Consider the following 25,518-nt stretch of genomic DNA (forward strand, 5'->3'; position numbering starts at 1 on the left):
TAAGGTTTCCGTATGTCCGTTATAGCTTGTCCTTCGAAAAAAGAGTCGCACGATAGAGCCGGACAACGTGCAGGGAAGCTCCTATGAAGCCGAACTGTCGGTGCCGCTGCCTCCGCTTGCAAAGCTGCATCGCTCGGCAAATGCATTCAGCCGTTCCTCCACAGCCGTGTTGGTCCGCAGCTTGAAGCAGGCAGCCGCCTCCTTCTTCGCCTCCGCCGCATTGGTATTCAGAATACGGTGCTTCACGCGCAGCAGCGATTGCGGCGACATGCTGAGGTCTTTAACGCCCAGCTCAAGCCAGATTGGGATCGCCCGCTCATCTCCGGCAAGCTCCCCGCATACGCTGACCGGAATCCCCGCCTGATGCGCCGCTTCAACCGTCGTCCGGAGCATGCGCAAGACAGCCGGATGAAACGGATGGTACATATGGGCGATCTGCTCGTTCATCCGGTCCACGGCCAACACATATTGAACCAAATCATTCGTGCCGATGCTGAAGAAGTCCGCTTCCTCCGCCAACAGATCCGCAATGGCCACCGCTGCCGGCACTTCGATCATGATGCCTACTTTGATATTCGGATCATAAGCGATGCCACGGCGGTCAAGATCCGCCATCGCTTGATGGAGAATCCCGTTGGCCTGACGGATCTCTTCGACCGACGAAATCATCGGATACATGATTTTGACATTGCCGAAGGCGCTGGCCCGAAGAATCGCAGCCAGCTGGGTTTGAAACAGCTCCGTGCGATCCAGGCAGATCCGGATGGCGCGGTAGCCCAGGAACGGATTATCCTCCTCCGGCAGCGAGAAATAATCAAGCTGCTTGTCACCGCCGATATCAAAGGTGCGAATGACGACGGAGGACTGCCCGGCCTTCTCCACAACATGACGGTAGACCTCGAACTGCTCCTCCTCCGTCGGGAAGCTGTGGCGGTCCATATACAGAAATTCCGTCCGGAACAAGCCCACTCCTTTAGCCCCGTTCTGCAGAGCGATATCAAGCTCCTTCACCGAGCTCATGTTGGCAGCCAGGTTAAAGAACGTCCCGTCTTTGGTGACGGCATCCACCGTGGCCAGCAGCTGGAGCTGCTCTTTACGCTTCCGCTGCTCGTCGCGAATGCCTTCATAACGCTCCAAAGTCAGCGGATCCGGTTCAAGGTAAAGATGCCCTGCATCCCCATCCACAATAAGCAGCTCACCGGTCTGGATCGGCTTCTCCAGCTTGTTCTCGATGCCGGATACCATCGGGATGCCGAGGGCACGGGCCATAATTGCAGAATGGGAGGTTTTGCCCCCGTTCAAGGTGACAATCCCGAGAACATGGGACGGATTGAGATGAACCAGCTGGGACGGCGAGAGCTCCTTGGCAACCAGGATATAAGGCTGCGTGTCGGAAGGCAGCTTAACCTCCGGCGCACCGAGCAGATGCTTCAACAGCCGGTTGCCTACATCCTTGATGTCCAGCGCCCGTTCCTTCATGTATTCGTCGTCAAGCAAATCGAACATGGAGACAAAATGGTCAATCGCCTCTTTAACCGCCACTTCGGCCGCCTTGTACTGACGTTCGATGATCCCTTGGATTTCGTTCATGAACACCGGATCGTCCAGGATGGCCAGATGCGCGTCAAAAATTTGCGACTCCTCGTGCCCCACCATTTCTTTGAATTCATTCTTGATGTATTCGATTTCGTTCTTGGAGGTTCGTATGCCTTCATATAGACGCTCGAACTCTTTGGCCAAATCGACGGCGTCCAATTCGGAATCCGGAAGATCCAGCTCCCAATGCGGCAATACGAAAGCCTTTCCGATCGCTACGCCTGTTGCTGCGCCAATGCCTTGTATCATGTTTCTCTACCCCCAGCGTTACTCTCATTTAATACGACGGACATGACGGATGACTGTCCTTTCTTGACCGATTTGAACGGAGCATAGCTCCAGGATCTGACCTTATCCGGATTCGTGATCACCATCGGCGTAGCCAGCGATGCGGCGTGGGCCTTCAGATACGCCAGGTCGAATTTGACCAGCAGCTGGCCGGGCTCGACCGTATCCCCTTCGCTGACGACAGCCGTAAACGGCCCCTTCAGCTGGGAGGTATCGATGCCGATATGGATCAACACCTCAAGACCATCCGGGGTGGAAATCCCGATGGCATGCATCGTCGGATACACATGCATCACCGTACCGTATACCGGAGAGACGAGCTCCCCCTTCTCGGGTATAAATGCCACCCCGTTGCCAACCAGCTTGGCGGCGAAAATATCGTCCGGCACTTCGTCAATCGGCAGCATGCGTCCTTGTACCGGAGCGCTGAACAGCACCCGCGGCAGATCCTGCTGCATCAGCTTGTTAATTTCCTCGCGGATCAGCTCGGAGTAGGTCCCGAACACCACTTGCACATTGCCCCCGCCAAGCTTGATAATGCCTGCCGAGCCAAGCAGCTTGAGCGCGTCGGAATCGATCTGGCGGTCATTATACACGGTCAATCTTAACCGGGTCATGCAGGACTGAACCTGTACAATATTGTCCTTGCCCCCCAGCGCTTCCAGAATGAGTGGCGCCTGATACGGAATATCTCCGGCCCGTCCTTCCAGAGCCGAGCCTTCCTCGCGCCCCGGCGTCGGAATTTCGAAGGTCCGAATCGCCCAGCGGAACAGAAAATAATAGACCAGCCCGTATACGATGCCGATCGGTATGATCATCCAGGCATTCTGTGACAGGTGGTAGTTGAGCACATAGTCGATGAAGCCTGCCGAATACGAAAAGCCGTGATGGATATCAAACATGTACGTAAGCACCATGGCGAAGCCCGCCATCAGTGCGTGCAGCACATACAGATAAGGAGAGGCGAATAAAAACGCGAACTCGATCTGCTCCGATACCCCGGTCAAAAAACAGACGAGGGCCGAACGCATAAACGTTTTCTTTACCTTCGGCTTTAAATCCTCGCGCGCCTCCTGGATGATTGCGAATGCGATAGCCGGCAGCGCAAACATCATGATCGGAAACAGTCCGGCCATGAAATCGCCTGCCGTCGGATCGCCGGCGAAGAACCGCGGCAGATCCCCTTGAACAATCGTGCCGTCACTGGTCTCGTACGTTCCAAGCTGGAACCAATATACATTATTCAGCAAATGGTGCAGGCCGAATGCCGTTAGCACCCGGTACAGGATGCCGTACAGGAACAAACCGAAAGCGCCCATATGCACCGTCAGCTCGTAGAAGGAGTCCAGACCGCGCTGCACGATCGGAGCCATCCCCAGCATGAACCATGCGAACACGGCGGAGAACAGCCCCATGAACAACAGCACGAAGCGGGATCCTCCGAAGAATTGGATCGCCTCAGGCAATTTAATATGCTTGAAGCGGTTATAGACATATCCGGATAGCACACCAAAAATGATCCCGATCAAGGTGGAGGGCTGAACGCCTCCATCCCCCAGACGGGAAATCACCTGATTATATATAAACATGCCGGCCAGAGCCGCAAGACCTGCAGGCCCTCCCTGGTTCGAGAGCCCCCAGGCAACCCCGATGGCAAATAAATACGGCATATAATAAAACACGCCGTGTCCCGCCGCTTGGGCAATCTCGCCCAAAGTTCCGAAGCCCCAGGCCGCCCACGGCAGACTGCCCACGCTAAGCAGGAGAGCTGCGGCCGGAAGCGCCATTGTAGGGAGCATAACGGCTCTGCCCAGCTGCTGCAACGATCCCAACCAATTCAAGGCGAGCCCTCCTTTCTATCCTTGATGGTAAGCGTTCCACCTCTTTTTGTCAAAAAGAAAACCGCACCCCCACACGAAAAAGCAAGTCCTGCTTGATCGAACCAAAAACAATCAGGATTCGCGATTGTGCCGCATCCTTGACTGCCGGTTACTCTCTCGCAAGACTTGCCCTTCTTCCATCCACTCGAAATAAAAAAATTATTTGCCGCGCAGGGCGATCGAATCCTCTACCTTAATGCAGCGGTCCATGACCGCGATCATGCCGTTCTCCTCGGCGATCGCTGCCGCCTCCTCGCTGATGATGCCCTGCTGCAGCCAGAGCACTTTGGCGCCGATCTCTGCAGCTTCCCGTGCCACGTCGGCGCAATATTCGCTCCGCCGGAATACATTCACGATCGTTACAGGCTCCGGTATGTCCTTCAAGGAAGGATAGCATTTCTCCCCAAGAATTTCGTCTGCTCCGGGATTTACCGGAATGATCCGGTACCCCCGGCTTTGCATAGCCGCAGCTACCATATGGGAAGTGCGGTCCGGGCGGTCGGACAGGCCGACTACGGCGATGTTGCCTGCATTTTTCAAGATATCCGCAATTTGCTCGCGGCTCGGATTTTCAAATGCCATGGGATGGTTACCACCTTTCGGAGTTTTTCAAATGGCTCTTTGCTACCCTTATTTTACCCATTCCACATCGGCCCCAAGCGCCTTCAGATGATCGAAATACTGCGGGTAGGATTTGGCGACATGATGCGCGTCCTGAATTCGCAGCGGCTGCTTGGAGCGAAGCCCCACCACCGTCAAAGCCATAATTACGCGGTGATCGTAGTGGGCATTAATTTCGACACCGCCCTCGACGCCTTCCGGACGGCCGTGAACGATAATCTCAGCTTGACGTTCTTCCACATTAGCGCCTGCCTTTCGCAGCTCCGTCAAATAATCCGTAATTCGGTCACATTCCTTGTACCGAAGATTCTCAACATTGTAAAAACGGGAGGTGCCTTCAGCAAACACGGCGGCCGCCACCATCGCCAGCACCGCGTCCGTCGCCGTGTCCCCGTCAAATTCCAGCGCTTTGAGCCGCCCGTTCCCTTGGACGCGCACATTGCCGTTCTCGTGCGTAAGAGGAACCTGCATCATGCGGAGCACGTCGATGATCGCGCGCTCCCCTTGCTTGCTGTCCTCCGCGAGGTTGCGGATCGTTACATCCGATTCCGTTACTGCTGCTGCGGCAAGGACTGCGGCGGAACCCGGATAGTCGCCTTGAACCGTGTAGACCTGCGCTTTGTAGGACTGGCCGCCCGGAACCCGGAAGAACATGTAGTCCTCGTCCGCATGGATCGTAATCCCGGCCTGCTCCAGCACTTCCAGCGTCTGACCGACAACCACCTTCGACTTCAGATCCCCGGTCACCGTAATCTCGCTGTCCTCGGTAAGCAGCGGCGTCAGGAACAGCAGGGCGCTCAAATACTGCGAGCTGACCTCGCCGGAGACGGTAATGCGTCCGCCCTTCGGGCTGCCTCCGCGAATCGTGATCGGCAGCTTCCCGTCATTATGCTCCACCTGTACGCCCAGTTGCCCGAGCGCATCGATCAAGTCATCATGCGGACGCTTCCCTAGCGATTCCGGATATGTGTTTACAAACGTAACCTCTTCGGACAAAGCCGCTACGCCCATTAAGAAACGCAGCACCGCTCCGGCATTCCCTACATTCAATTCCTTCACGTTTCGCGGCGATTTGCCGAAGCCGGTAATGACCGCCTTCTCATCGTCCTCCTCGAGGACGGCTCCAAGATCTTGGATGCAGCGTCTCATCGCATCGCTGTCCTCGCTGTGAGCCGGATAATAAACCGTGCTCGTTCCTTCGGCCAGCGCGGCTGCAAGCAGGTAGCGCGTCGTGTAGTTTTTGGACGACAACGCCCCGATCTCGCCTTGTAGTTTGGGAGTAGGCCTTACAATGATATCCATAATATGTATCTCTCCTTGTATATAGTATAGCGCTTGTACGCTGTTTTCCAAATGATCCTAAGGCAGTCGATTGACAGAGAAATCGCCGCTTGGTTATCATTGTTCATATCACTTTTAAATTTTCCGGCGGCCCGTTTGCTCGGGACGTTATCATTTTGCAGAAAAGAGGTCAACTGATGAAACCGATTCCCCAGATGGAAACTTCTGAGCTTAGACGCCGTCTTCACAACGGCGAGCAAGTGTACATGATCGATGTCCGGGAAGACGAGGAAGTGGCAGCCGGCATGATCAACGGCGCCAAGCATATCCCGATGGGCGAAATCCCCGCCAGGCTCGATGAGATCCCTCGAAATGAAGAGGTCGTCATTATATGCCGCAGCGGCGGACGCAGCCAGCATGTGTGCGAATTTCTGAGCCATCAAGGAATTCATAATGTGATCAACCTGAAAGGCGGCATGCTTCAGTGGCATGAAGAGGAGTAGCCGCTCATTGTCTGCAGGAAGGCGGGGGAAGCTACAGTTTCCCCCGCCTTGTTGTCTCTCCCGCTAGAACACTTCACATTTTCCCTGGAACAGGCTCTTTATCATCCGACCAGCACTGATCATCTTAGCCGCGGTAATGCATTAAAATCTCAGCCGCGACTTCATCCGCCGTCAGCCCTGCGGTATCCACCATCAGATCGGCAAAACGATATTTATCGGCTCTTTCCATTAGGATGCTCTGCACTCGCTCCTCTACATTGCCCGCAAGCAGCGGCCGGTTGGCATCGCCCCGGACCCGTTCCACAATCGTATCGGCATCCGCCGTCAATGCGACGACCCAGCCTCCCCGCTTCATCGCCTCGCAATTCTCGGGACGGAGCACCGCTCCCCCTCCGGTAGCGATGATCTGGCTCGTCCGATGCAGCACCTCGCGAAGCGCCGCCGTCTCGATATCCCGGAAACAGCCCTCTCCGTCCGCTGCGAATATATCCGGAATGCTTTTACCGGCCATTCTCTCAATCTCGGCATCAAGATCGACCAGCGAATAGTTCAGATGATCGGCGACGAGACGCCCTACGGTTGACTTCCCCGTTCCCATCATCCCGATCAAGATGATGTTCCCGCTCCTTGTATTCAATGCTACACCCCATTTGCTGCTTCACTATAAAGTTGTTCATATCATACCATAGCCCGAAAACTTTCGACAATGGATCTGACTTACTGGCTTACTGGCTTACTGAACAACACGCCGCTTTAGTAAGGGTAACTGATAAATCTAACAGAAAGTCTAGTTTGGACATCCGGATCATATACTGAAATGGAAGAATACAAGAATGAAAGAAAGGAGGAACCGCGTCCATATGTCCGACCACCGTTCCTCGATCGCTTCGGCGCCCTTGCGTATCCGCCGGATCCTCGATCCCTCCTATCCTCTATGCAGAGAGGATGTGGTTTGGGTGCTGCATTTTGTACAAAAAAAAGTGGCTTCGAAGGATCCAGCCCTGCTGGATCTTTCAAAGCCACGATTGCTGCAAAACTTCTACAGCTATTGCGAAGCCGCACTGCTCCTGTTCGGAAGCGGAAGCCATGTCCACGCCCAAAGCGGCGACATTCGCACTTGCCTGCTGGAGGCCATGCACGGACTTTCGGAGCTGCAGGAGGCGTTAGCCCCCTCTCCGGTCCGCAAACCTCAGCTTCTCCCTCCGGCGGAGGAGGGGAATTGACCTCCTCCTGGTGAGACGACAAGCTCATCTTGCCATGACAATTACTCCATCCAGTTGTAGTGGAACGTTCCTTCCTTGTCTACACGCTTGAACGTATGCGCCCCGAAGTAATCGCGCTGAGCCTGAAGCAGGTTCGCCGGAAGGTTCGCCGTACGGTAGCTGTCGTAGTAAGCCAGCGCACTGGAGAAGCCGGGAACAGGAATACCGAGCGATACCGCGGATGCCACGACTTTACGCCATGCATCTTGGTACGATTCGATAATTTCTTTGAAGAACGGATCGAGCAGAAGGTTCTTCAGCTCCGGATTGTTCTCATAAGCGTCCGTGATGTTCTGCAGGAAGCGGGAGCGGATAATGCAGCCGCCGCGCCAGATTTTAGCAAGATTGCCGTACTGCAGATTCCAGCCGTACTCATCGGATGCAACGCGGAGCTGGGCGAAGCCTTGCGCGTAAGATACGATTTTGCTTGCGAACAGCGCTTTGCGGACATTTTCGATAAACTCCGCTTTGTCGCCGTCGAATGGAGCGGTTTTCGGACCATTCAAAATTTTGCTTGCCGCAACGCGCTCGTCCTTCATCGCGGAAAGGAAGCGGGAGAATACGGATTCCGTAATCATAGAGAGCGGCACGCCAAGATCCAGGGAGCTTTGGCTTGTCCATTTGCCCGTGCCTTTTTGTCCGGCTGTATCCAGGATGACATCCACCATCGGCTTGCCGGTTTCTTCGTCGTATTTGGAGAAAATGTCGGCGGTAATCTCGATCAGATAGCTGTCGAGCTCGCCTTTATTCCATTCCGTGAAGATTTCATGAAGATCCTTCGCATTCAGACCAAGCACGTCTTTCAGCAATTGGTATGCTTCACAGATCAGCTGCATATCTCCATACTCGATGCCGTTGTGAACCATCTTCACATAATGGCCGGCACCGTCAGGACCGATATATGTACAGCAAGGTTCATCGTTCACTTTAGCCGAAATGGCCGTCAGGATCGGCTCAACCAGCTTGTATGCACTTTCTTGTCCCCCAGGCATGATCGATGGACCTTTCAGGGCGCCTTCTTCGCCGCCGGATACCCCTGCACCGATGAAGTTAAAGCCTTTCTCGGCCAATTCCTTGCTGCGGCGCTGCGTGTCCGGGAAGTAGGCGTTACCGCCGTCGATAATGATATCGCCTTTGTCCAAGTGCGGGATCAGCTGCTCGATGGTAGCATCCGTAGCTTGTCCGGCTTGAACCATAATCAGAATTTTACGGGGCTTCTCAAGGGAATCCACGAATTCCTCGATCGAATAGGTGCCTTTAACCTGCTTGCCGACGGTTTCCTTCAGCATGTCCTCCGTTTTTTGCGGAGAGCGGTTATATACAGAAACGGTAAAACCTTTGCTTTCGATGTTCAAGGCCAGGTTTTTACCCATGACAGCAAGGCCGATGACACCGATTTGTTGTTTTGACATCTGGTTCTCCATCCTTTACTCCAGTATATTTTATAAGCAACCCAATCCCTATCGGGATGATTACATTATTCTCATTTTAACGTTTTTCTGTGGAGAAGTGAACCCCTGTAACAAAAACGTCGATCGCCGGCTTCAAGGGGATCACCTGCGAACGCGCGCGAAAACACCCCTTTTGACTCGGAGTGTTGTTCGTGCTTTTGGCATGCAACTATGAAAATGGGACTTACCACTCAAGCCTCATCAGCTCTAAGGCAAGCTCCTTCAATCTCTGCTTGCAGCTCATGATCTTCTCCTTGTCACCCGCTTGCATCGCTTCATACAGCTTCTCCAGCTCATCATCGGTCTCCAGCCTGCACAGCAGCAGTCTTCGTTCCCCTTCGTCCGATTCGAATAATCGCATCATTTCCTGCTCTGTCATCGGCGTCCCCTTCTGGAACAGGACGCGCTGGCGATAGCCCGTAATCTCCACAAGGCGGATAACTTCGCCGAACAGTATATTTTCGATTAAAATTTGCCGGTCCTTGAAGCGTTTGACGACAGCGTGCCCTCGGGTATTCTCGATCAGCTTCTCCATCCATTCCGCCAGCCTCGGATCCCGGATCATGTAATCGCCGACCAGTTTAAACCCGCTGCCTGTGCGCTGAAACCGAAGCTTTACCAGCTTGCGTCCTGTCCGGATTGATATGATAAACTGCGACTCATTCTCGCTCCAATACAGTGAGTATCCTTCTTGGATCAGTTCCTTGATCAGGTCCTGGATATGCCGGCGATCAAACCGGAGCTCCAGGTTGCAATACTCCACTTCCTCGCTCTTATTCACGGCACTCCCTCCTCCGGTTTACTACCGATCACAAAACGACGGTGAAGATTCCCCCTCTTGCACAGCTTTTTGACGTTGTCTTATCTATATCTTATACTCCATCTTATGTAACGGTAACTTGGTTTATTGACTATTTTTCCCCAGATGAAATTACAGTGAAACTTATGCCCATCATGCGGGAAGTACGGGTCAGCTATGGTATAATAAGGTATTGGAAAGAGCTAGTATAGGTCATATGAAGATACTTAACAGGAGGATTTCACATAGATGACAACAGCGTTCACAGGATTTAACGATCAAGATTTCGACGTATTCTCCGTCCCTGGGCTCGAAGCTCGAATGGAAGCGCTCATCGAGCACGTTCGGCCAAAGCTGGAGTTGATCGGAGCGGAGCTGGCCCCCCTTGTTTCCGCTCTCGCAGGCGAGGACATGTTCGTTCATGTTGCGAAGCATGCCAGACGCAAGGTTAACCCCCCGATCGATACATGGGTCGCCTGGGCTGCCAATAAGCGCGGCTACAAAGCGCTCCCTCATTTTGAAGTGGGTCTTTTCGGCACGCATCTGTTTGTTATTTTTGCGATCATTTACGAAAGCCCGAACAAAGCCGTGTTCGCAGCCAACCTTGAAGCGAAGCTGAAGAAGACGATCAAAGCGCTGCCGGGTCATTTCTATTGGTCTATGGACCATATGAACCCCGAGGGAACGCCCCATCAATCGATGAGCCAAGGCGACTTCGAGAAGCTTATTCATAAGCTGAAGGAGGTCAAGAAGGCTGAAGTGATGTGCGGACTTCGCATCCCGCGCGAGGAAGCGGTCAAGCTGAGCGGGGACAAGCTGCTGGAGAAGGTCCAGGAGACCTTCGAGACGCTTCTGCCGCTTTACAAAATGTCGTTTTGATCGCAGGATCATCATTCGAAAGGGCTGCTTGAGCAGCTCTTTTTTTCGTGCTTGAAAACTTCTTGCATTCCCCCCCCATTTTGCTATACTCAATTTTGCTTATATAAAAGCAGTAACCGACAAATATTAACCATACACATAAGGAAAGGTTGTGACAGCGTCAATGGACCATAGCCGTACACCGCTCTTCACCGCACTCAAGGAACACGCGGCCAAAAACCCGGTTCAATTTCACATTCCGGGGCATAAGAAGGGCTTAGGCACCGATGCCGAGTTTCGAGAATTTATAGGGGATAACGCCCTTTCCATAGATCTGATCAACATCGCGCCGCTGGACGACCTGCATCAGCCTACCGGTGTTATCGAAGAGGCCCAGAAGCTGGCCGCCGACGCCTTTGGCGCGGACCATACGTTTTTCAGCGTACAAGGGACAAGCGGGGCGATCATGACCATGATCATGTCCGTATGTGCCCCGGGGGATAAAATTATCGTTCCCCGCAACGTGCATAAATCCGTTTTGTCCGCCATCATTTTCACCGGGGCCAAGCCCGTATTCGTATCCCCGGCCCAGGATCCCAACGTCGGGATCGACCACGGGATTACGATCAGCTCGGTGCGCAAAGCACTGAAGCGCCATCCGGACGCCAAAGCCGTCTTAGTCATCAACCCGACCTATTTCGGCGTCAGCGCCAATCTGAAGGAAATTGTCGATCTTGCCCACAGCTACAACGTGCCGGTTCTGGTGGACGAAGCACATGGCGTGCTGATCCATTTCCATGAAGAGCTTCCGATGTCCGCTATGGAAGCAGGCGCCGACATGGCTGCGACCAGCGTCCATAAGCTCGGCGGCTCCATGACGCAAAGCTCGGTGCTGAACGTCAACACGAAGAACGGCTATATTAATCCGTATCGGGTGCAGACCATCATCAGCATGCTGACGACGACCTCGACCTCCTATATCCTGCTTGCATCGCTGGATACGTCACGCCGCAATTTGGCGCTGCACGGGAAGGAAATGGCTGCGAGAACGATCGAGCTCGCACAGTATGCCCGTCGTCAGATCAACGAGATTGAGGGGCTATATTGCTTCGGGGATGAAATTCTGGGCAGCGAGGCGACTTACTCCTATGACCCGACCAAGCTGACGATCCATGTCCGCCATCTGGGCATTACCGGGTACGAGACCGAGAACTGGCTCCGCGCTCATTACAATATCGAGGTGGAGCTCAGCGATATGTACAACATCCTGTGCCTCATTACCCCGGGGGATAACCGGGATACGATCGATACGCTGCTGACCGCTCTGCGCGAGCTGTCCAACGAATATATTCATGTGAATGAAATCAATGAGCTTGTTGTGAAGACACCGGAGATTCCGCAGCTGTCGCTTATCCCGCGCGATGCCTTCTACGGGGACACCGAGATCATTCCATTTAAAGAATCGGCCGGACGGATCATCGCCGAATTTATTTATGTCTATCCGCCGGGAATCCCGATCCTGCTGCCGGGTGAAGTTATTTCCCAGGAAAACATCGACTACATTATCGATCACGTCGAGGTCGGACTCCCGGTGAAAGGCCCTGAGGACCGCAGCATTCAGAATGTTAAGGTTATTGTAGAAGCCGATCCGATCTTCTAAAGATCTGTTAAACTTATTTTACGCTAGTCTAACCCGGAGCAGGTTTGCTCCGGGTTTTTGGTTTTGCGATGGTCGATCAGGGACCATGGTCTCTCCTTTTTGCAAATAACACGGTCTAATGACACTGGCCGTTTGAATCACCCGAGGGCTTTGCTTAACGGAAGGCTATGTCCTTCTCCTCAATTTTCCCCTCCCTCAATCCAATTTCATCCGGCATTTACAGTAGCGATGTATAATAAGTTTGGAACCGCTTCATCCATCCATATCATGGTTATTTGTTCTTCCAGCATCTATTCATAGAAGGGAGATTTGTTGATGAAAAAACAAGTAGTTTCGCTCTTCACTGCCCTGCTGCTTATGTCCATGCTTCCATTCGGCGCTCAGGCCGCGGACAACGGATATGGAGGCAAGGTGCCGGCAACCGTTATGTCGTACAACATCCACCATGGCGTCGGCCTGGATAATCAATTAAGTCTCGAACGGATTGCAGGAGTCATCCGGGATGCCGGAGCGGACATCGTCGGTCTGCAGGAAGTGGACCGGTTCTATGGGGAGCGAAGCGGCTTCCAGGATCAAGCCAAAGAATTGGCTGAAATGCTGGGCTATCATTATGCTTACGGGGCAAACCTGGATTTGGCTCCAGCCGAAGGACAGACTGAGAACCGTCAGTACGGAACCGCGATTCTTAGCAAATATCCGATCCTGAAGTCCGAAAACGTGTGGCTTAGCAGCTTCGGCAAGGAGCAACGCGGTGTATTGCATGCCGTGATCAATGTACGGGGAGTCCATGTCAATGTATATAACACGCACCTTGGCCTTGATGTAACGAGCCGATTGGCGCAGGCGCAGGAAATCGTCGATCTCGCTTCGACCTCCGCCTCCGATGGTCCGGCCCTGCTGCTTGGTGATCTGAACGCCGAGCCTGCAAGCGAGGAAGTTGGGCTATTGCTGAACAGCGGCTTATTCGTCGACAGCTTCCAAGGCATCGAGGACGCCTATACTTTTCCGGTTCGCAACCCGTCGGTGACGATTGACTATATTTTAACCTCTCCCGGCGTTTCGCACGCAAACCAGCGTGTCATCCACACAGAGGCATCAGATCATTTGCCGATCGTGACGGAGGTCGTCTTCGCAAGAAAGGGCGGCCGTTAACGATACTGTAATCTGGAGGTGTGGCACAAATACTTATCACTAACCTGATGGAGTGAACGCATAGAGCGGCGCATACCAGGATGAAATCCGGTTCCTTTATCGAACGCAAAAACAGGCCGCTTCCGGGAGATCTCCCAGAGGCAGCCTGCTTTCTTGCTCCTATGCGGATATTATTCCTGATTCGCTGCAGCGACCAGCTCGTTATAAGCGGCCTCTACTTCGTTCCATTCCGCTTCGTCCTCGATATTGTAAAGAACCATTTCCTCGTTCTCTTCTTCCATACGCAGGATGACGCCGTCCGCTTCCGGATTGTCGCGCTCAAGCAGCAGTGCATAAAGCTTCTCGCCCACATCAAAGGTTTCTACGAGAACCATTTCCACTTCTTTGCCCTGCTCATCCGTCAATGTAAGCACAAACTCCTCATGATCATGGTCGTGGTCATGATCATGACCGCAGCCGCAAGCATCTCCGTGTTCGTGTTTGTGTTCGCTCATTGAAAAAACCTCACTTCGGGTTAAATTATCATACTTTCGTATCGTATCACGTAAGGCTTCTTCAGGTCAATTTTTCCTGAGGCGGCCACAACCTGCGTTTAGTTCAGCGCCGTGATCACCTTTTCGGCAACCTTGACGAAGCCGGAATCGGGTTCAACCTGGACATAAAAGCCGACCGAGTATTTGCCTGACGTTTTAAAGTCATACGTAAAATCATAGGTGCGGAACCAAAAATTGTCCTTCCGGTCTTGAACGACCTGGGATTGAATATCCTTGACATGGCCGGATGGGTCTTCGATCGCAACCTTCACCGCATGGATATCGTTATTCAGGCTGTCGACCTGGCTGAATACGTTGAATTTCAGCTTGCCCCTGTTGACGTTCCCGAATACAGTGTCCCCTTTGAACAGGAAAATATGCACATTAGGTTTAATCACTTCGACATTGCCTGTCTTCGAATTCCAGTCCACGGCACCGTCAAACTCCCGCACCGGCACGTAGGTTTTGCCGTCGATCACATAACCGCCGTCCTTTAATTCGCGTCCGTTGAGCCATACCCGAACACGCTCTTGGACGGAATCCGCAAATAAAAGCGTACTGCCACCCATTAACGAAAGGACCAGAACGCACGCCATCACTTTCTTCCACTTCATCTTATCCGTTCCCCCCAATAGCTCATCATGTTGTTATATGTGTATACTACAACCCAAATAACAAGTTGCGCTCTGTCCAGCAGTTTGTGGAAAAAAATTTGTCTGATTTTGTTGATGAAACTACCGCCTAAGAAGGTATTTAAAGACCGTGTACTTCCGCCCTGGTTTCGGTACAATATAAAGTAGCTTGCCAGGATTTTCACATCATACATCAGGAGGTTACGCACATTGACTTTGAAATTGCAAATGCTTGGCACCGGCGGTGCGTTTGCCAAGCAGTACTACAACAATAACGCGCTGATTGATGACAACGGGTATACGCTGATGGTCGATTGCGGGATTACAGCCCCTATGGCGTTGCACCAGCTCGGGGCTACGTTCAATGACATCGATGCGGTGCTGATCACCCACATTCATGGGGACCATGTCGGCGGTTTGGAGGAGCTTGCTTTTATCACAAAGCTGCAATACAAGCGCAAGCTTCCGCTCTACATCGGCGAAGCGCTTGTCCAGCCGCTGTGGGAGAACACCTTGCGGGGCGGCATGTATCAAGAAGGTCAAATCACCTCGCTGGACGATATCTTTGACGTCCGTCCGCTGAAGCCGGGGGTAAAGACGGATATTTCGTCCGGATTGTCCGTGGAGCTGATTCAAACCCGGCATATCCCGGGGAAGAGCAGCTATTCGCTTTATTTGAATGAACGGATTTTTTACAGCGCCGATATGGTATTCGATCCTGCGCTGCTTCGTACACTGGTACAGGACCGGGGGTGCGAGGTAATTCTGCATGAGTGTCAGCTGCAGGGGCCGGGCGAGGTCCATACCACGCTGGAGGAGCTGCTTAGTCTGCCGGAGAATATTCAAGAACGCACTTATCTAATGCACTATGGGGACAATGCCAAAGATTATATCGGCAAGACCGGATTGATGGAATTTCTGGAGCAGCAGCGCATCTACGAGTTATAGGTCGAAACGGGAAAAGAGATTCCAAGCTGTCCGAGGCTTGAATATCCGCAGCAGACCGACGGAAGATTCAGAACACTGCATGGTTTTGGGGTGCATAGATAGGATCGGACCCGGGAACTCTATACCCGGGAGGCGATATATCATGAATAACAATTCGCAAGAAGTCGTAGGCGTACGGAAAAACGGCGATGGCGATATCGTCGAGCTGAAGCTGGAGGACGGAACGGTCGTCGATTACAAAACAGCCCAGCAAATGGCGAAAAATAAACAAATCAAGAATGTGAATGTATTTCGGGGACGTGACGGTGACGAGCATCTCCGTTCGAATGCCGATGGCGATCCAAGCAACAATTTGGACAATCTGCCGACATTCTAAAAGATCGATAAAGAGGCCCAGCGATCCAACGCTGTGCCTCTTCTTCATGCTTGGGATGAGCAGGATTACAGCTCTTTTTTCATCCGAACATGGGGAATCCCCGCATCGTCGAACGGTTCATCCGATATCGTCTCATACCCGAGCTTACGGTAAAACGGCTCTGCTTGTACTTGGGCATCCAGCACTGCATAAGGCAGCTTCAGCTCCCGAGCCTGCGCTTCTAATGCCATCATCAGCACCCGGCCGATGCCTTTGGAGCGGAACGGCTTGCGGACGGCGATCCGCTGCATTTTCGCCGAATCCTTATTATAATAGGTCAAACGGCCGGTTGCGGCATACTGCCCTTCCGATTTGATCAATACATGCCAGGCCTCCGCATCCAACCGGTCATAATCGTCAATCTCCAGATCAATCGGCACCTTCTGCTCCAGCACGAATACATCTTTACGGATGTCCAGTGCTTGCTCCAGCTGCTCTTCGGTCGTCACATTAATAATCTCTGCTGCCACTTGATTCACACCTCTTTATGTAGATTCGTCTATCGGAACCCTCTATCTTTATCAGATCGAAATATTATACAAAAGTTTTGATTTCCTGTATAGTAGAAGCTAACGTCTTCTTAGAAAGGAGCTAGGCCGAGCATGGGAATCGGAGGCACGATTTTTGTAGCCGCTATCATTGCCGTCCTCATCATTTATCCTGTATTCTGGGCGATTAAGAAGGGCTATTCCCGCAAATGGGATGAGGAATAGATAACTTGGTTAAATTGCGGCCGCCAGCCTTGTGGCCGGCGGTTACCGAACATCCGCGCTTGCACGTTATGACAAGGAACCGATCGAGTAGCGGGACTACCGCTCCTCTGATGAACGATTGATGCCAAACGGAATCAATGGGTCAGCTCGGGCAGCGTTGGATCGGATTCAAGCGTTGACATCGGTTCAGGACGAAGCTCCCCATCCCTTGAATATACTTCGTTTTGAACCGAACGGCTGTATACATCCAGCAGAACGGGAGCCGAAGGCGAGTTCAAGGGCTCAAGCTGAACCGACGTCCGTTCCGGAACGCTGCATCCGCTGACGACTGCGATGGTGGTTAGGGTTACAGCAGCAACCGCGATTCGATTCATGCTGAAGTAAGCTGCTTGTTTCATGGAATTCACGCTCCTGTTTATGGAAAAATGGCACTTTCCCTAGTCTGAACCGAAACGTTCTATTTTATAACGAAAAAACCGTTGACAGCCAGCTTGTCTGCTGGTAATATATGAATTACCTCAATTTTATATTTTATTTCTGATCTGTTAGCTCAGCTGGGAGAGCACCATCTTGACAGGGTGGGGGTCAGTGGTTCGAGCCCACTACAGATCATCACCGAGAGCCCTTGCGTAGCAAGGGTTCTTTTGTTTTGTCTCATTCACTCACCATTCCAGGAATCGATTTGGTGCCCTTTATTGAGGGTAAAGTAAATCTGTTGTCATTGGGCTTTACCCCATATCTCAAACAAATTTGTCGATCCGGGTGAATGGCAGGTTCTTTTCCTGATATGTTTGCGCTGTAAGTTGACACATCACTCATCCCGTTAATCAAATCCCATAAAAAAAGCACCCGATTAGGTGCTTTTCGTATATGACACACGATTTCCCGTCAAGGAGTAGAAGGGCACTAGATAAAGCTAAAGTTGTACCTCCTTTGTATTTACAAATTCAGCACTCGTAAGTATAGCGCAGCTCTTTCTGGTGCATACAGACTCTCAATATATAATCTGATAAGTAGGCACGATCACTCCGCTTTCATAAGACTTGATGTCAGTTAATTTCAAATTGATTTTCTTCTTGCTGGCTCCAAACAACGGAATGCCTTCACCAAGAATGATGGGATTGACCTTCAAAATCAACGTGTCAATCAATTGGTGGTCGAGGAGCTTTCCGGCCAGATTTCCTCCTCCGCATAACCATATTTTTTTCTGCTGATCCGTAGTTTCCTGTTTTAGCCTCGTACAAAACGACACCACATCCTCTTTGACAAGCTCCACTTGCTCATTGGATTCAAATTCCATTTGATTCGAGAAAATATAATGCTTCAGTCCAGGATGAGCCGCCTGCGCAATTCCGGAAGGTTCACCCGGCTTCAATCCATATTGAAATCCATATTCATATGTTTTTCTACCCATCAATACAGCATGATACTGCCGGACACTTTCGAAGAAATCACCGCCGTCATCCGCATACAGAAATACGGAATCATCCGCAACGCCATTTTTGTCCGCAATGAACAGATCAGCAGTTACGGCAACATGATACACCAGTTCAATCATAGGATACCACCCTTCTAATGGTCAGTACTTCCACACCATGGAGCCGATTTGATTCTCACTCATTGGTATTTGGTATTTCGACATCGAGAAGTCGATCCCTGCATTTCCCAAAAAAATTATAAACCCAACGCTCTTCGGCAACGGAATCATATCATACACCTTCTTCCTGCGTTCTTATGTAAAAGAAAAAGCCGCCTAAGGGCAGCTTTTTATCCTTTCAATCTCCTTCAGTTGTATCTCCGTTATAAGTTATTTCAGGTCAAGTAATCCCTTCTATTTTTCCTTACAGCCATGGGTTTGATAAGAAGAGGGGATTTTCCTTCTGCTATTCAAATGACAAATTCAACAAACGCCGGCGACCGCAGCATGCCTGCCTTGGTCCAGTTCCGGGTTTTCACCTTCGCCCGGATCCGTGGTTTCAGGTGAACGAAATTTTTATCCTCACCCGTTACAAGCTGCTGGCTCACTCCGTAAAAGGCTCGTTTGGCCTTCGGCGGCACGCCCAGCTCGACAATACCAGTCGGCCGCAGACGCCCGTTTTCCGTCATCACAGACGTTAACCAACCGAATTCTTCTTTCCGGTAGCCGGTGATAAACACTTCGGCATAGGTCCAATTGATGACCTTCTGCCAGGCCGGTGATCGGCGACTCTCGTACCGGCTGCCCTGAAGCTTCCCGACCATCCCCTCGAGCTCCTGGGCCCTCATTTGCCCAAACAGTGCCTCTCCTGCTCCCTCCACAAAGGGTATGATACCGAAGTGTCTGTTCGGCATGCTGATGCCTGCCAGAATCTCTTTACGCCTCAGCAGGGGCAACTCTCGAAGGTCCTGCCCCTTGTATCTCAGGATGTCGAACGCAACATAGGTCACTGGCGATATGTCCATTAGCTCCCGGATACGCTGCTCCTTCTTGGCCTGGAACCGGGTCATGACGTTTTCGAAGTCAACCAGCCCCGTCTGCCGATCGGTACAAGCAACCTCACCATCCAGAAGGATATCATGTTCAAACGGCTTCAGAAGCTCGGGATACTGCCGCGTGCAGCATGTCTCATGCCGGGTATACAACTGGATTCGGCCGTCCTCCTGGGAGAACAGGAGCCGGTGCCCGTCGATTTTGGGCTCAAATATATAATCATTGTGGCTAAATGGGCCACTTGCTGTCTCTAATAACATCGGGCTAATAAACATAGGAACACCTCTCCATCGATTATACCTTTTGGCATGTTCTATGAGAGGCGGTAAGTATTGTAAATCACAACATGAATATCATCCAAAACTCTTTGTTCGGGAACGGCACGAATGGACGACAATCTTTAACCAATCCTTTCAGCGGGGGGATCAAGTATAAAGAGGCTAGACCGTCATTCTCACACCACACTTGCAGCAGGAAACTGAAGAAGTATACGGAGTTAAGTTTATACATTAATGATCACAAAGATTTGTTGGCACGTGCTCATATCCCCCATTTCACAGTTGATAGGGATTTAGGGACAAGAGGGTAACAAAAGACGGCTCTGCTCTCCTTTTTGATCCATTTTCTTTGGACTCATCTGCCCTCATTCCTATGCGTCTAGTATCATACCGAATGCCGTATATACCTTCGTAGCTGTTATAATTACCTTATAGTAATTGAATCCGAATCCAAAGATAATTCTGGAGGTTTCTCAAAATGAAACTTATCACTCTGGTTTTTCCATTTATAGCCACGATACTGCTCGTATGGATTGTTATGATCCTCTTAAAGCGCATGAAAAAATAAAAAACTCACAACTGAACCATCCCGACGGGGTACTTATTCGTATGTAGCTATGACCATGAACTATTTCTTTGTCCTGTACAGCTCTCCAAAAGTGACTCCTTTCTATCCCTCCGATGGGTCAATAATTAGAAGAAAAATCCCATGCAAAACCGTTTCTTAAACGCTCTAACCCTTATCCCCCTTCTTATAGCTTCCTAATCCTTATTCTTCTTCCTTCACATCGCCCTTCCTCAAGAAATCTGACGGCAAGGCTGCATCCATTATTAATCACCGAAACAACTTCCTCAAAAATGCATAACCAATCCCGCTTAACAGGCGTTCTAAACGATAAAGAGTATGGCGGGAGGAACTCAATCATGGATCTGCTCTTATATGCAGGTATTGCTTGCATCCTGGTAACGGGGCTCTTATCTGGCGCATGGACGACGGGATACCAGCAAAGGGGGAACTTTTATGCGGATTCGAAGGATGATCGGACATCAAAAAAGAAAGCGGCCAATGGGTTCTTTATAGCCGAGCCGGGATCGTATTACTATCAGCGGCCGGGATTGTGTATCTTTTTAAGTGATCATAAAAGCACCCCCGCTTCCACATAACCATTTAATGTTCCAACGATCCTGCTCCTCACCTACTTTCCAGCCTATTATGGATCCTTCAAAAAAAGATTGTTAGGTGTATCCATAACAAACAGGAGCCGGATACATGCATCCGGCTCCTTGTCAGGATGTTTCAAGGGGAGACAGCAGGAGTCCCCTGCCGTCACTTCATTTCAGCAATTCTTCCGGTGTCTCGCCGCGGTACACAAATAAAGGGCTTGCGGAATTGACAACAAACACCGCAACCATCGTCAGGGCCGATGCGACACCGCTATAGAAGCGGTGTTTCGCTTTGCCGATCCGGGACATAAGAGCCTCCTCCTCTCCATTGAACTAAACTGACCGCTTGGATGAAAAATACGATCGCTAACGTTGGAGATTGAATCACAATATTCACCGCCACAATCAAACAGCTGATCAGGCGAAGTTTAGGGTAATGCACGCTGGATATACGGGATTGGTCCTTAATTCGGCTCGGGGCAAAGCGGATGACAAGCAGCAAGCTTGCCAAGTTCAGAAGTTGTATGTATAAAAGGCCCGGCTCGAGAAAGGACACCAGGGTGAACAATCCGGTTGTCACGGCAATGCATGCGGCTCCGGATTTCAAATGCATCCCTCCGGAGAACTGCCGCAGGACGGCAAAGCCGATCAGGGATAGAGCCGCCTTCCCCGTATTGCCGGTAAACCATGCGATCAGCATCGTTAGCGATACGATCAGCACCACATTTAACACAATGGCAACAGCATGTGCCAAGACGGGGAGAGTCGATTTATGGTCGGGGACTTGTCGTTTGATCCTCTCTGCGATCCGTTTGGCGGTTTCCTCTAACAACATGGCGATCCCGCTCCTCCGATTGGATGGCATAGTACAAGAAGATTCCAAAAGTACTGGCAAAGAAAACAAAATGAAGCCACAAATGGTTCAGATAAAACAAGATGGCGACCAAGACGAGCACGATCGCGATGAGGACAATCAAGAGAACATGCTCGAATTTCAAACGTGTCCTCTCGATATTAAAATGAAAGCCGATACCGAGTTTATACATGACCCAGGCGGCCAACAGTCCTGTTCCTGCACTCAGCACCTGAAGAATGTATCCGTCAACATGATCGGTTTGCACAGTCTCAACCGAGCCGAATATCAAGGACAAATAGGCAACCTGAATCACGGCATACAGCATGTAACCGATCATCGTGCAAACGGCAGACCAGATAACAGGAATCTTGATAATGGTCGAGTATAAGAACAGGAAGATCAGAAGGGTAATTAACGGAACTAGAAAATCCAAATGATACTCATTGCGCAAGATCAGGCTTTGAACATTCGCCAAGGTCATAACCAGCAGAGCTTGACCCAGGTGCTGGGATATGGGGATCCGCAGCAGGCTCATGATCAGCCAATGAATCGCCAGTGTTTCTAATGTTGAAAAAAACATAAATAAGACAGCTTCCATACAGGACAATTCCTCCTTGCAGCTTAAGAATGGTTAAATGATTCTACGCCACTCCTCAACCCGAACCCTGGAGCCTGCCAACAATCCCACCACCGAATTCGTGATGCCGGCTGAAGAAAACATGTGGATATCGAATCGAGACGTCACATATGATGCATGTTCTTGAGGCCTATTCCGGTGGCGACTACCGCTTTCTTAAAAATGCCGGGAATCTCTGATGGAAAGCACAAATCAATAAACATGTATCGATGTTGAAGTTTGGCATAAATGTTAGCTTGTCCAGAACATATTCCATTGAACTGACCCTGACGACCCTCACTTCATTCACTGTGAAAATCTAAGTATGATTATATAAGGCAATGCTGCAGATTTAACAGGTAATTTAATACAAATGTGGCGTCAGAAGAGCAATCTGTAGAAATGTATCCCTCTCGGAAGACAAAGAAGATGATTTCGTGAAGGCTGAAACCATGGAGCGTGATATGAAGTTGGTAAATATAAAAGATGCAAACCGGTTGCAAGAGACTTAGCAGGATATCCTTATACCTATTATACAAGAACATGTGTTCCCATTCAATCCTATTCAATCTTTTTGCACAAACAATTTCACATCTGGAAAATACCGTATCTGCACAATAACTACCGCCGAGATGGGCTTCTCGGCTTGCGTTCAGCCCGGTGGATAGGAGATAGCTTAGTATCGCTTATCCCATTTATCAGTTACGATATAAAAGAAAAAGTGCCCTGAAGCACGACTCTGCTTCTAGGACACCCGATTCCATTTGAAAGGCGTGTTCACATATGCGTTACCGAAAATCCGCCGCCGTCCTTTTTCTCTTGGCCATTCTCCTGTCCGGCATCGGAACAAGCTATGCCATGGATTCCCGACCGATCGACAACGAAACGGAACAGAGGCTCCGTGACGCCTATAACCTGGAGGCACCGACAGAGGACCTGTTGCCCAGCGTCCGGAGCGAGGGTGACTTCGGATTTACTCCGGATGCTCCCCTCTTCCTGCCCGAACTCATGAAATATACCTTCCATCCCATTCTGATCTTCATTCAAGAATGCTTGTTCGGCCGGCCTTGGTGAAAAGCTTCGTCCACAGCCATCCGTTCGCGAACAGCAGCAGAAGGATATAGGCCGGAGCTCCGAACGGAACCGTGCTGCTGGCATAATGCAATCCTCCAAGTCCGCCCAGCACCGGAAATGACAGCAACACGATCCAGCCGTCTTTTTGCTGGGTAACGCTAAAGGCTCTCGCAAACGGCGGCGTCCGCAGCATGGCTTTGGCAGCTACAGGAATGAGCGCAAGCCCGGTCAGCAGGATGATGACCAAATCCCAAACGATCCGCATGCCGAACAGGCTCAGGAAGATCGCAGCATTGACCGCAAACAGCGGCAAAAACATTTTCACGGCATACGCCTTGAGCGTTCCTCTGTAGAGAGGTCCCAGCGATGAGAGCGGTGCTGCGCGAAATAGCCAGAACGCTTTTGGTTTACCGGAGTATTTCAGCATCATCACGGTCGTTATGATCATGACCAGCATGGCGTATAGGACGTAAAAAGACGAGCCTGATCGGATTTCCGCCAGTGTCGAGCCCCTGAGCGCCGTAAAGAAAAACAAATAGGGCAAAATCATCGATAAGCCGAGCGAGGGATAAACCTTAAGCTTAAATTCCCGTTCGCTCTTCATCATGCTGGCCGACAATCGGAAGCATGCCTGTTCTTCACGCGTCCTGCAGAACCATCTGGCAAGCGCCCGGTCCGCGCGTCCCCGTTCCTTTCCCGATCCCGCGTCACTGTGCGACAGCTTCTCCAGAAATAATTCAAATGACGGGATATAGCGGAGATAGATAAGCAGCAGCACGACAGGGCCAGCTACGGCCATAAGCGAGAAAGCGATAATCCAAGGGTCCGTTTCCCCGCCAAGCAGCCACGCAAACGGGGCCGCGAACCAAACCGGTGGAAGCAGCAGCTGCCACCAAGCCGGCGTAAATGAAATATTGAAATCGACCAGCTCGAACGAACGGATCACGAACTGATAACCGATGGCTATGACCGCGGACAGGCCAATCTGAACGTAATTGATCAAATCCTTGAGCTTTTCCCCGTCCCAGTACTTGAGCAGCAGCAGATAAACAAGCGTCGTAACCGCCAAGATGAGGAGATTCATCAGAATAAGCTCGATAAGATAAATCAGGAAGAACATCACGCCGTTGATCAATAAGCCGGTCACGAGCGAAGCGGCCGACAGCGAGGCTGTGAGCAGCAGCATATAAATGCCCGCATGGATGGATCTTGCAAGGCCGACCGTACGCCCGTCTACCGGCTTCGTCATGAGTATGCTCCGGTCGCGCACATCCAGCAGCACCGACGAAAAGTCCGAAATCATGGAGGTCATAATGAAAAACATGAGGATGGCAGCCACGACACTCATTGCCATCATATAGTTTGGATCGCTGATGTACACGAACGGCGCGAGTACGATCCCCATCAAGCCGTACAGCCACAATGACCGAATGAACAGGTTTTTATCCGCATCTTCCTCCTTCCGGTTCGTATTCGATAAGATGATGGGCACCCGGCGCGAATCCATCAGCAGCTTCACCTGCAAAATGCGGCGCAGCATCCCGTAATCGGCACCCATTCGGGTCAGGATCCCTTTGAATTTATCCAGCAGCAGCAGCGTCCGAAAGGACGGTTCCTGCGGCAGCATATCAAGAGCCCTCCCGAATGATCGAAACGAACCGGTCCGCAATCGCTCCATGGTTATGGAATCCGGTCAGCTGGTTGAACACCTCTTCCAAGGAACCTTCCTGCGACTGCTGCTGCAGCTCCTTAAACGTTCCGTCCGCTACAACGCGGCTATCGGCAAGCAGCACGATCCGGCTGCTGATCTTCTCCACGACGTCCATAATGTGAGAGGAGTAAAATATCGTTGTGCCCGCGGCCGACAGCTTGGCCAAAATTTCTTTGACCACCATGACGCTGTTCGCATCCAAGCCGCTCAGCGGCTCATCCAGAAACAACAGATCCGGGTCATGAAGAAGGCTGGATATGAGCAGCACCTTCTGGCGCATCCCTTTGGAAAAGGTAGCAATCCGCGAGTGATAGACCTTTCCCAGATCAAAACACTCCATCAACCTTCCTGCCTTCTCATAGGCTTCCTCGTACGAAAGCCCGTACAGCTCGCCGGTAAACGTCAAATACTCCGCCGGCGTCAGCTGATCGTACAGCTCCGCGACCTCGGGCACATATCCGATTCTCCGCTTGTACTCGACGCTGCCATCGGCAATATCCTGCCCAAAGATCCGGACCGTTCCGGTATATCCCTCCACCAAGCCAAGCATAATCTTGACGGTAGTGCTCTTCCCGGCCCCGTTCGGACCGATATACCCGATCATCTCGCCCCGGCGCACATGAAGATCAATTCCGTTAAGCACGTAGCGTCCATCATATTTCATCCTCAGATCCTGAATCGACAGCACTTCTTCCGTAGACATGATTTTTCGTTCTCCTGTTCCCCCATAATTTTTAACGCATGCCTTTACCTTATT

Annotated in this window: 27 protein-coding genes and 1 tRNA gene; 10 read left to right on the forward strand and 18 right to left on the reverse strand. The window is 51.2% G+C overall.

Annotated elements, in window-relative coordinates:
- Positions 1 to 81: 81 nt before the first annotated feature.
- The 4 genes from ptsP to aroA form a co-directional block, all read right to left on the reverse strand.
- Entirely contained in the window at positions 82 to 1,845 is a 1,764-nt protein-coding gene (ptsP, locus tag NSQ46_RS20430; RefSeq protein WP_007129614.1) for a phosphoenolpyruvate--protein phosphotransferase, read from the reverse strand.
- Positions 1,842 to 3,725: a glucose PTS transporter subunit IIA gene (locus tag NSQ46_RS20435; protein ID WP_342574509.1), complete on the reverse strand. Its 1,884-nt coding sequence runs from the start codon at positions 3,723 to 3,725 to the stop codon at positions 1,842 to 1,844. Before NSQ46_RS20435 ends, ptsP begins: the two co-directional genes overlap by 4 nt.
- A gap of 198 nt (positions 3,726 to 3,923) precedes the next feature.
- Entirely contained in the window at positions 3,924 to 4,346 is a 423-nt protein-coding gene (locus NSQ46_RS20440) for a CoA-binding protein (RefSeq protein ID WP_007129612.1), read from the reverse strand.
- Positions 4,347 to 4,394: 48 nt separating this feature from the next.
- Entirely contained in the window at positions 4,395 to 5,687 is a 1,293-nt protein-coding gene (gene aroA, locus NSQ46_RS20445; protein WP_342574510.1) for a 3-phosphoshikimate 1-carboxyvinyltransferase, read from the reverse strand.
- A 176-nt stretch (positions 5,688 to 5,863) separates the two neighbouring features.
- Here aroA and NSQ46_RS20450 point away from each other — a divergent pair, with 176 nt between their 5' ends.
- Positions 5,864 to 6,169: a rhodanese-like domain-containing protein gene (locus NSQ46_RS20450; RefSeq protein ID WP_007129610.1), complete on the forward strand. Its 306-nt coding sequence runs from the start codon at positions 5,864 to 5,866 to the stop codon at positions 6,167 to 6,169.
- A gap of 124 nt (positions 6,170 to 6,293) precedes the next feature.
- Here NSQ46_RS20450 and NSQ46_RS20455 read toward each other — a convergent pair whose 3' ends face one another.
- Positions 6,294 to 6,770: a shikimate kinase gene (locus NSQ46_RS20455; RefSeq protein ID WP_083832612.1), complete on the reverse strand. Its 477-nt coding sequence runs from the start codon at positions 6,768 to 6,770 to the stop codon at positions 6,294 to 6,296.
- A 259-nt stretch (positions 6,771 to 7,029) separates the two neighbouring features.
- Here NSQ46_RS20455 and NSQ46_RS20460 point away from each other — a divergent pair, with 259 nt between their 5' ends.
- The gene (locus NSQ46_RS20460) at positions 7,030 to 7,392 is read left to right on the forward strand and encodes a hypothetical protein (protein ID WP_007129608.1); all 363 of its coding nucleotides are present in this window, start codon (positions 7,030 to 7,032) and stop codon (positions 7,390 to 7,392) included.
- Positions 7,393 to 7,433: 41 nt separating this feature from the next.
- On the opposite strand, the gene gndA is transcribed toward NSQ46_RS20460, so the two are convergent.
- Both gndA and NSQ46_RS20470 read right to left on the reverse strand, forming a co-directional pair.
- Positions 7,434 to 8,843, reverse strand: a complete 1,410-nt coding sequence (gene gndA, locus NSQ46_RS20465; RefSeq protein ID WP_028405207.1) for an NADP-dependent phosphogluconate dehydrogenase — start codon at positions 8,841 to 8,843, stop codon at positions 7,434 to 7,436.
- Positions 8,844 to 9,066: 223 nt separating this feature from the next.
- A complete protein-coding gene (locus NSQ46_RS20470; RefSeq protein ID WP_007129606.1) occupies positions 9,067 to 9,663 on the reverse strand; it encodes a hypothetical protein in 597 nt (198 codons plus the stop codon).
- 267 nt (positions 9,664 to 9,930) lie between these two features.
- Between NSQ46_RS20470 and NSQ46_RS20475 the strand changes: the two genes are divergently transcribed.
- From NSQ46_RS20475 to NSQ46_RS20485, 3 genes are all read left to right on the forward strand, one after another.
- The gene (locus NSQ46_RS20475) at positions 9,931 to 10,560 is read left to right on the forward strand and encodes a DUF1054 domain-containing protein (RefSeq protein ID WP_007129605.1); all 630 of its coding nucleotides are present in this window, start codon (positions 9,931 to 9,933) and stop codon (positions 10,558 to 10,560) included.
- Between the two features lie 163 nt (positions 10,561 to 10,723).
- Positions 10,724 to 12,199: an aminotransferase class I/II-fold pyridoxal phosphate-dependent enzyme gene (locus NSQ46_RS20480; RefSeq protein WP_342574512.1), complete on the forward strand. Its 1,476-nt coding sequence runs from the start codon at positions 10,724 to 10,726 to the stop codon at positions 12,197 to 12,199.
- A gap of 315 nt (positions 12,200 to 12,514) precedes the next feature.
- A complete protein-coding gene (locus NSQ46_RS20485; protein ID WP_251536960.1) occupies positions 12,515 to 13,351 on the forward strand; it encodes an endonuclease/exonuclease/phosphatase family protein in 837 nt (278 codons plus the stop codon).
- Between the two features lie 170 nt (positions 13,352 to 13,521).
- On the opposite strand, the gene NSQ46_RS20490 is transcribed toward NSQ46_RS20485, so the two are convergent.
- The gene (locus tag NSQ46_RS20490) at positions 13,522 to 13,845 is read right to left on the reverse strand and encodes a DUF1292 domain-containing protein (protein ID WP_007129602.1); all 324 of its coding nucleotides are present in this window, start codon (positions 13,843 to 13,845) and stop codon (positions 13,522 to 13,524) included.
- 98 nt (positions 13,846 to 13,943) lie between these two features.
- Positions 13,944 to 14,498 (reverse strand): copper amine oxidase, encoded by a 555-nt coding sequence (locus NSQ46_RS20495; RefSeq protein WP_342574515.1) that lies wholly within the window; start codon positions 14,496 to 14,498, stop codon positions 13,944 to 13,946.
- Between the two features lie 228 nt (positions 14,499 to 14,726).
- Here NSQ46_RS20495 and NSQ46_RS20500 point away from each other — a divergent pair, with 228 nt between their 5' ends.
- Together NSQ46_RS20500 and NSQ46_RS20505 are read left to right on the forward strand one after the other, a co-directional pair.
- The gene (locus NSQ46_RS20500) at positions 14,727 to 15,464 is read left to right on the forward strand and encodes an MBL fold metallo-hydrolase (protein WP_341033936.1); all 738 of its coding nucleotides are present in this window, start codon (positions 14,727 to 14,729) and stop codon (positions 15,462 to 15,464) included.
- A gap of 142 nt (positions 15,465 to 15,606) precedes the next feature.
- A complete protein-coding gene (locus NSQ46_RS20505; RefSeq protein ID WP_342574516.1) occupies positions 15,607 to 15,840 on the forward strand; it encodes a DUF3892 domain-containing protein in 234 nt (77 codons plus the stop codon).
- Between the two features lie 65 nt (positions 15,841 to 15,905).
- Here NSQ46_RS20505 and NSQ46_RS20510 read toward each other — a convergent pair whose 3' ends face one another.
- Positions 15,906 to 16,349: a GNAT family N-acetyltransferase gene (locus tag NSQ46_RS20510; protein WP_341033937.1), complete on the reverse strand. Its 444-nt coding sequence runs from the start codon at positions 16,347 to 16,349 to the stop codon at positions 15,906 to 15,908.
- A gap of 377 nt (positions 16,350 to 16,726) precedes the next feature.
- Complete coding sequence (locus NSQ46_RS20515; RefSeq protein WP_007129596.1) at positions 16,727 to 16,990, reverse strand: hypothetical protein; 264 nt, start codon at positions 16,988 to 16,990, stop codon at positions 16,727 to 16,729.
- 141 nt (positions 16,991 to 17,131) lie between these two features.
- Here NSQ46_RS20515 and NSQ46_RS20520 point away from each other — a divergent pair.
- Positions 17,132 to 17,204 (forward strand) — tRNA-Val (locus NSQ46_RS20520).
- A 382-nt stretch (positions 17,205 to 17,586) separates the two neighbouring features.
- On the opposite strand, the gene NSQ46_RS20525 is transcribed toward NSQ46_RS20520, so the two are convergent.
- Complete coding sequence (locus tag NSQ46_RS20525) at positions 17,587 to 18,150, reverse strand: dihydrofolate reductase family protein (protein WP_007129541.1); 564 nt, start codon at positions 18,148 to 18,150, stop codon at positions 17,587 to 17,589.
- A gap of 329 nt (positions 18,151 to 18,479) precedes the next feature.
- Complete coding sequence (locus NSQ46_RS20530) at positions 18,480 to 19,337, reverse strand: ATP-dependent DNA ligase (protein WP_342574518.1); 858 nt, start codon at positions 19,335 to 19,337, stop codon at positions 18,480 to 18,482.
- A 927-nt stretch (positions 19,338 to 20,264) separates the two neighbouring features.
- On the opposite strand from NSQ46_RS20530, the gene NSQ46_RS20535 reads away from it, so the two are divergent.
- Positions 20,265 to 20,504, forward strand: a complete 240-nt coding sequence (locus NSQ46_RS20535) for a DUF5316 family protein (RefSeq protein ID WP_232239379.1) — start codon at positions 20,265 to 20,267, stop codon at positions 20,502 to 20,504.
- A 168-nt stretch (positions 20,505 to 20,672) separates the two neighbouring features.
- On the opposite strand, the gene NSQ46_RS20540 is transcribed toward NSQ46_RS20535, so the two are convergent.
- The 3 genes from NSQ46_RS20540 to NSQ46_RS20550 are packed head-to-tail and all read right to left on the reverse strand — an operon-like array spanning position 20,673 to position 21,958.
- Positions 20,673 to 20,813, reverse strand: a complete 141-nt coding sequence (locus tag NSQ46_RS20540; RefSeq protein WP_077565134.1) for a cyclic lactone autoinducer peptide — start codon at positions 20,811 to 20,813, stop codon at positions 20,673 to 20,675.
- Positions 20,776 to 21,339 carry an accessory gene regulator B family protein gene (locus tag NSQ46_RS20545; protein WP_342574520.1) on the reverse strand — a complete coding sequence of 188 codons (564 nt, stop codon included), beginning with the start codon at positions 21,337 to 21,339 and terminating at the stop codon, positions 20,776 to 20,778. Before NSQ46_RS20545 ends, NSQ46_RS20540 begins: the two co-directional genes overlap by 38 nt.
- Positions 21,275 to 21,958 carry a hypothetical protein gene (locus tag NSQ46_RS20550; protein ID WP_342574522.1) on the reverse strand — a complete coding sequence of 228 codons (684 nt, stop codon included), beginning with the start codon at positions 21,956 to 21,958 and terminating at the stop codon, positions 21,275 to 21,277. Before NSQ46_RS20550 ends, NSQ46_RS20545 begins: the two co-directional genes overlap by 65 nt.
- Before the next feature lie 801 nt (positions 21,959 to 22,759).
- On the opposite strand from NSQ46_RS20550, the gene NSQ46_RS20555 reads away from it, so the two are divergent.
- The gene (locus tag NSQ46_RS20555; protein WP_342574524.1) at positions 22,760 to 23,050 is read left to right on the forward strand and encodes a hypothetical protein; all 291 of its coding nucleotides are present in this window, start codon (positions 22,760 to 22,762) and stop codon (positions 23,048 to 23,050) included.
- On the opposite strand, the gene NSQ46_RS20560 is transcribed toward NSQ46_RS20555, so the two are convergent.
- Complete coding sequence (locus NSQ46_RS20560; protein WP_028406151.1) at positions 23,016 to 24,677, reverse strand: hypothetical protein; 1,662 nt, start codon at positions 24,675 to 24,677, stop codon at positions 23,016 to 23,018. The genes NSQ46_RS20555 and NSQ46_RS20560 overlap by 35 nt on opposite strands.
- A 1-nt stretch (position 24,678) precedes the next feature.
- A complete protein-coding gene (locus NSQ46_RS20565) occupies positions 24,679 to 25,464 on the reverse strand; it encodes an ABC transporter ATP-binding protein (RefSeq protein ID WP_028406152.1) in 786 nt (261 codons plus the stop codon).
- Positions 25,465 to 25,518 lie beyond the last annotated feature (54 nt).

This window comes from Paenibacillus sp. FSL M8-0142, from assembly GCF_038597315.1.
GTDB classification, from domain to species: domain Bacteria; phylum Bacillota; class Bacilli; order Paenibacillales; family Paenibacillaceae; genus Paenibacillus_AQ; species Paenibacillus_AQ lactis.

Coding starts and splice junctions, on each gene's coding strand:
- ptsP (WP_007129614.1), bottom strand. CDS start 1,845: ATGATACAAGGCATTGGCGCAGCAACAGGCGTAGCGATCGGAAAGGCT.
- NSQ46_RS20440 (WP_007129612.1), bottom strand. CDS start 4,346: ATGGCATTTGAAAATCCGAGCCGCGAGCAAATTGCGGATATCTTGAAA.
- aroA (WP_342574510.1), bottom strand. CDS start 5,687: ATGGATATCATTGTAAGGCCTACTCCCAAACTACAAGGCGAGATCGGG.
- NSQ46_RS20450 (WP_007129610.1), top strand. CDS start 5,864: ATGAAACCGATTCCCCAGATGGAAACTTCTGAGCTTAGACGCCGTCTT.
- NSQ46_RS20455 (WP_083832612.1), bottom strand. CDS start 6,770: ATGATGGGAACGGGGAAGTCAACCGTAGGGCGTCTCGTCGCCGATCAT.
- NSQ46_RS20460 (WP_007129608.1), top strand. CDS start 7,030: ATGTCCGACCACCGTTCCTCGATCGCTTCGGCGCCCTTGCGTATCCGC.
- gndA (WP_028405207.1), bottom strand. CDS start 8,843: ATGTCAAAACAACAAATCGGTGTCATCGGCCTTGCTGTCATGGGTAAA.
- NSQ46_RS20475 (WP_007129605.1), top strand. CDS start 9,931: ATGACAACAGCGTTCACAGGATTTAACGATCAAGATTTCGACGTATTC.
- NSQ46_RS20480 (WP_342574512.1), top strand. CDS start 10,724: ATGGACCATAGCCGTACACCGCTCTTCACCGCACTCAAGGAACACGCG.
- NSQ46_RS20485 (WP_251536960.1), top strand. CDS start 12,515: ATGAAAAAACAAGTAGTTTCGCTCTTCACTGCCCTGCTGCTTATGTCC.
- NSQ46_RS20490 (WP_007129602.1), bottom strand. CDS start 13,845: ATGAGCGAACACAAACACGAACACGGAGATGCTTGCGGCTGCGGTCAT.
- NSQ46_RS20495 (WP_342574515.1), bottom strand. CDS start 14,498: ATGAAGTGGAAGAAAGTGATGGCGTGCGTTCTGGTCCTTTCGTTAATG.
- NSQ46_RS20505 (WP_342574516.1), top strand. CDS start 15,607: ATGAATAACAATTCGCAAGAAGTCGTAGGCGTACGGAAAAACGGCGAT.
- NSQ46_RS20515 (WP_007129596.1), bottom strand. CDS start 16,990: ATGAAACAAGCAGCTTACTTCAGCATGAATCGAATCGCGGTTGCTGCT.
- NSQ46_RS20525 (WP_007129541.1), bottom strand. CDS start 18,150: ATGATTGAACTGGTGTATCATGTTGCCGTAACTGCTGATCTGTTCATT.
- NSQ46_RS20530 (WP_342574518.1), bottom strand. CDS start 19,337: ATGTTTATTAGCCCGATGTTATTAGAGACAGCAAGTGGCCCATTTAGC.
- NSQ46_RS20535 (WP_232239379.1), top strand. CDS start 20,265: ATGGATCTGCTCTTATATGCAGGTATTGCTTGCATCCTGGTAACGGGG.
- NSQ46_RS20540 (WP_077565134.1), bottom strand. CDS start 20,813: ATGTCCCGGATCGGCAAAGCGAAACACCGCTTCTATAGCGGTGTCGCA.
- NSQ46_RS20545 (WP_342574520.1), bottom strand. CDS start 21,339: ATGTTGTTAGAGGAAACCGCCAAACGGATCGCAGAGAGGATCAAACGA.
- NSQ46_RS20550 (WP_342574522.1), bottom strand. CDS start 21,958: ATGGAAGCTGTCTTATTTATGTTTTTTTCAACATTAGAAACACTGGCG.
- NSQ46_RS20555 (WP_342574524.1), top strand. CDS start 22,760: ATGCGTTACCGAAAATCCGCCGCCGTCCTTTTTCTCTTGGCCATTCTC.
- NSQ46_RS20560 (WP_028406151.1), bottom strand. CDS start 24,677: ATGCTGCCGCAGGAACCGTCCTTTCGGACGCTGCTGCTGCTGGATAAA.
- NSQ46_RS20565 (WP_028406152.1), bottom strand. CDS start 25,464: ATGTCTACGGAAGAAGTGCTGTCGATTCAGGATCTGAGGATGAAATAT.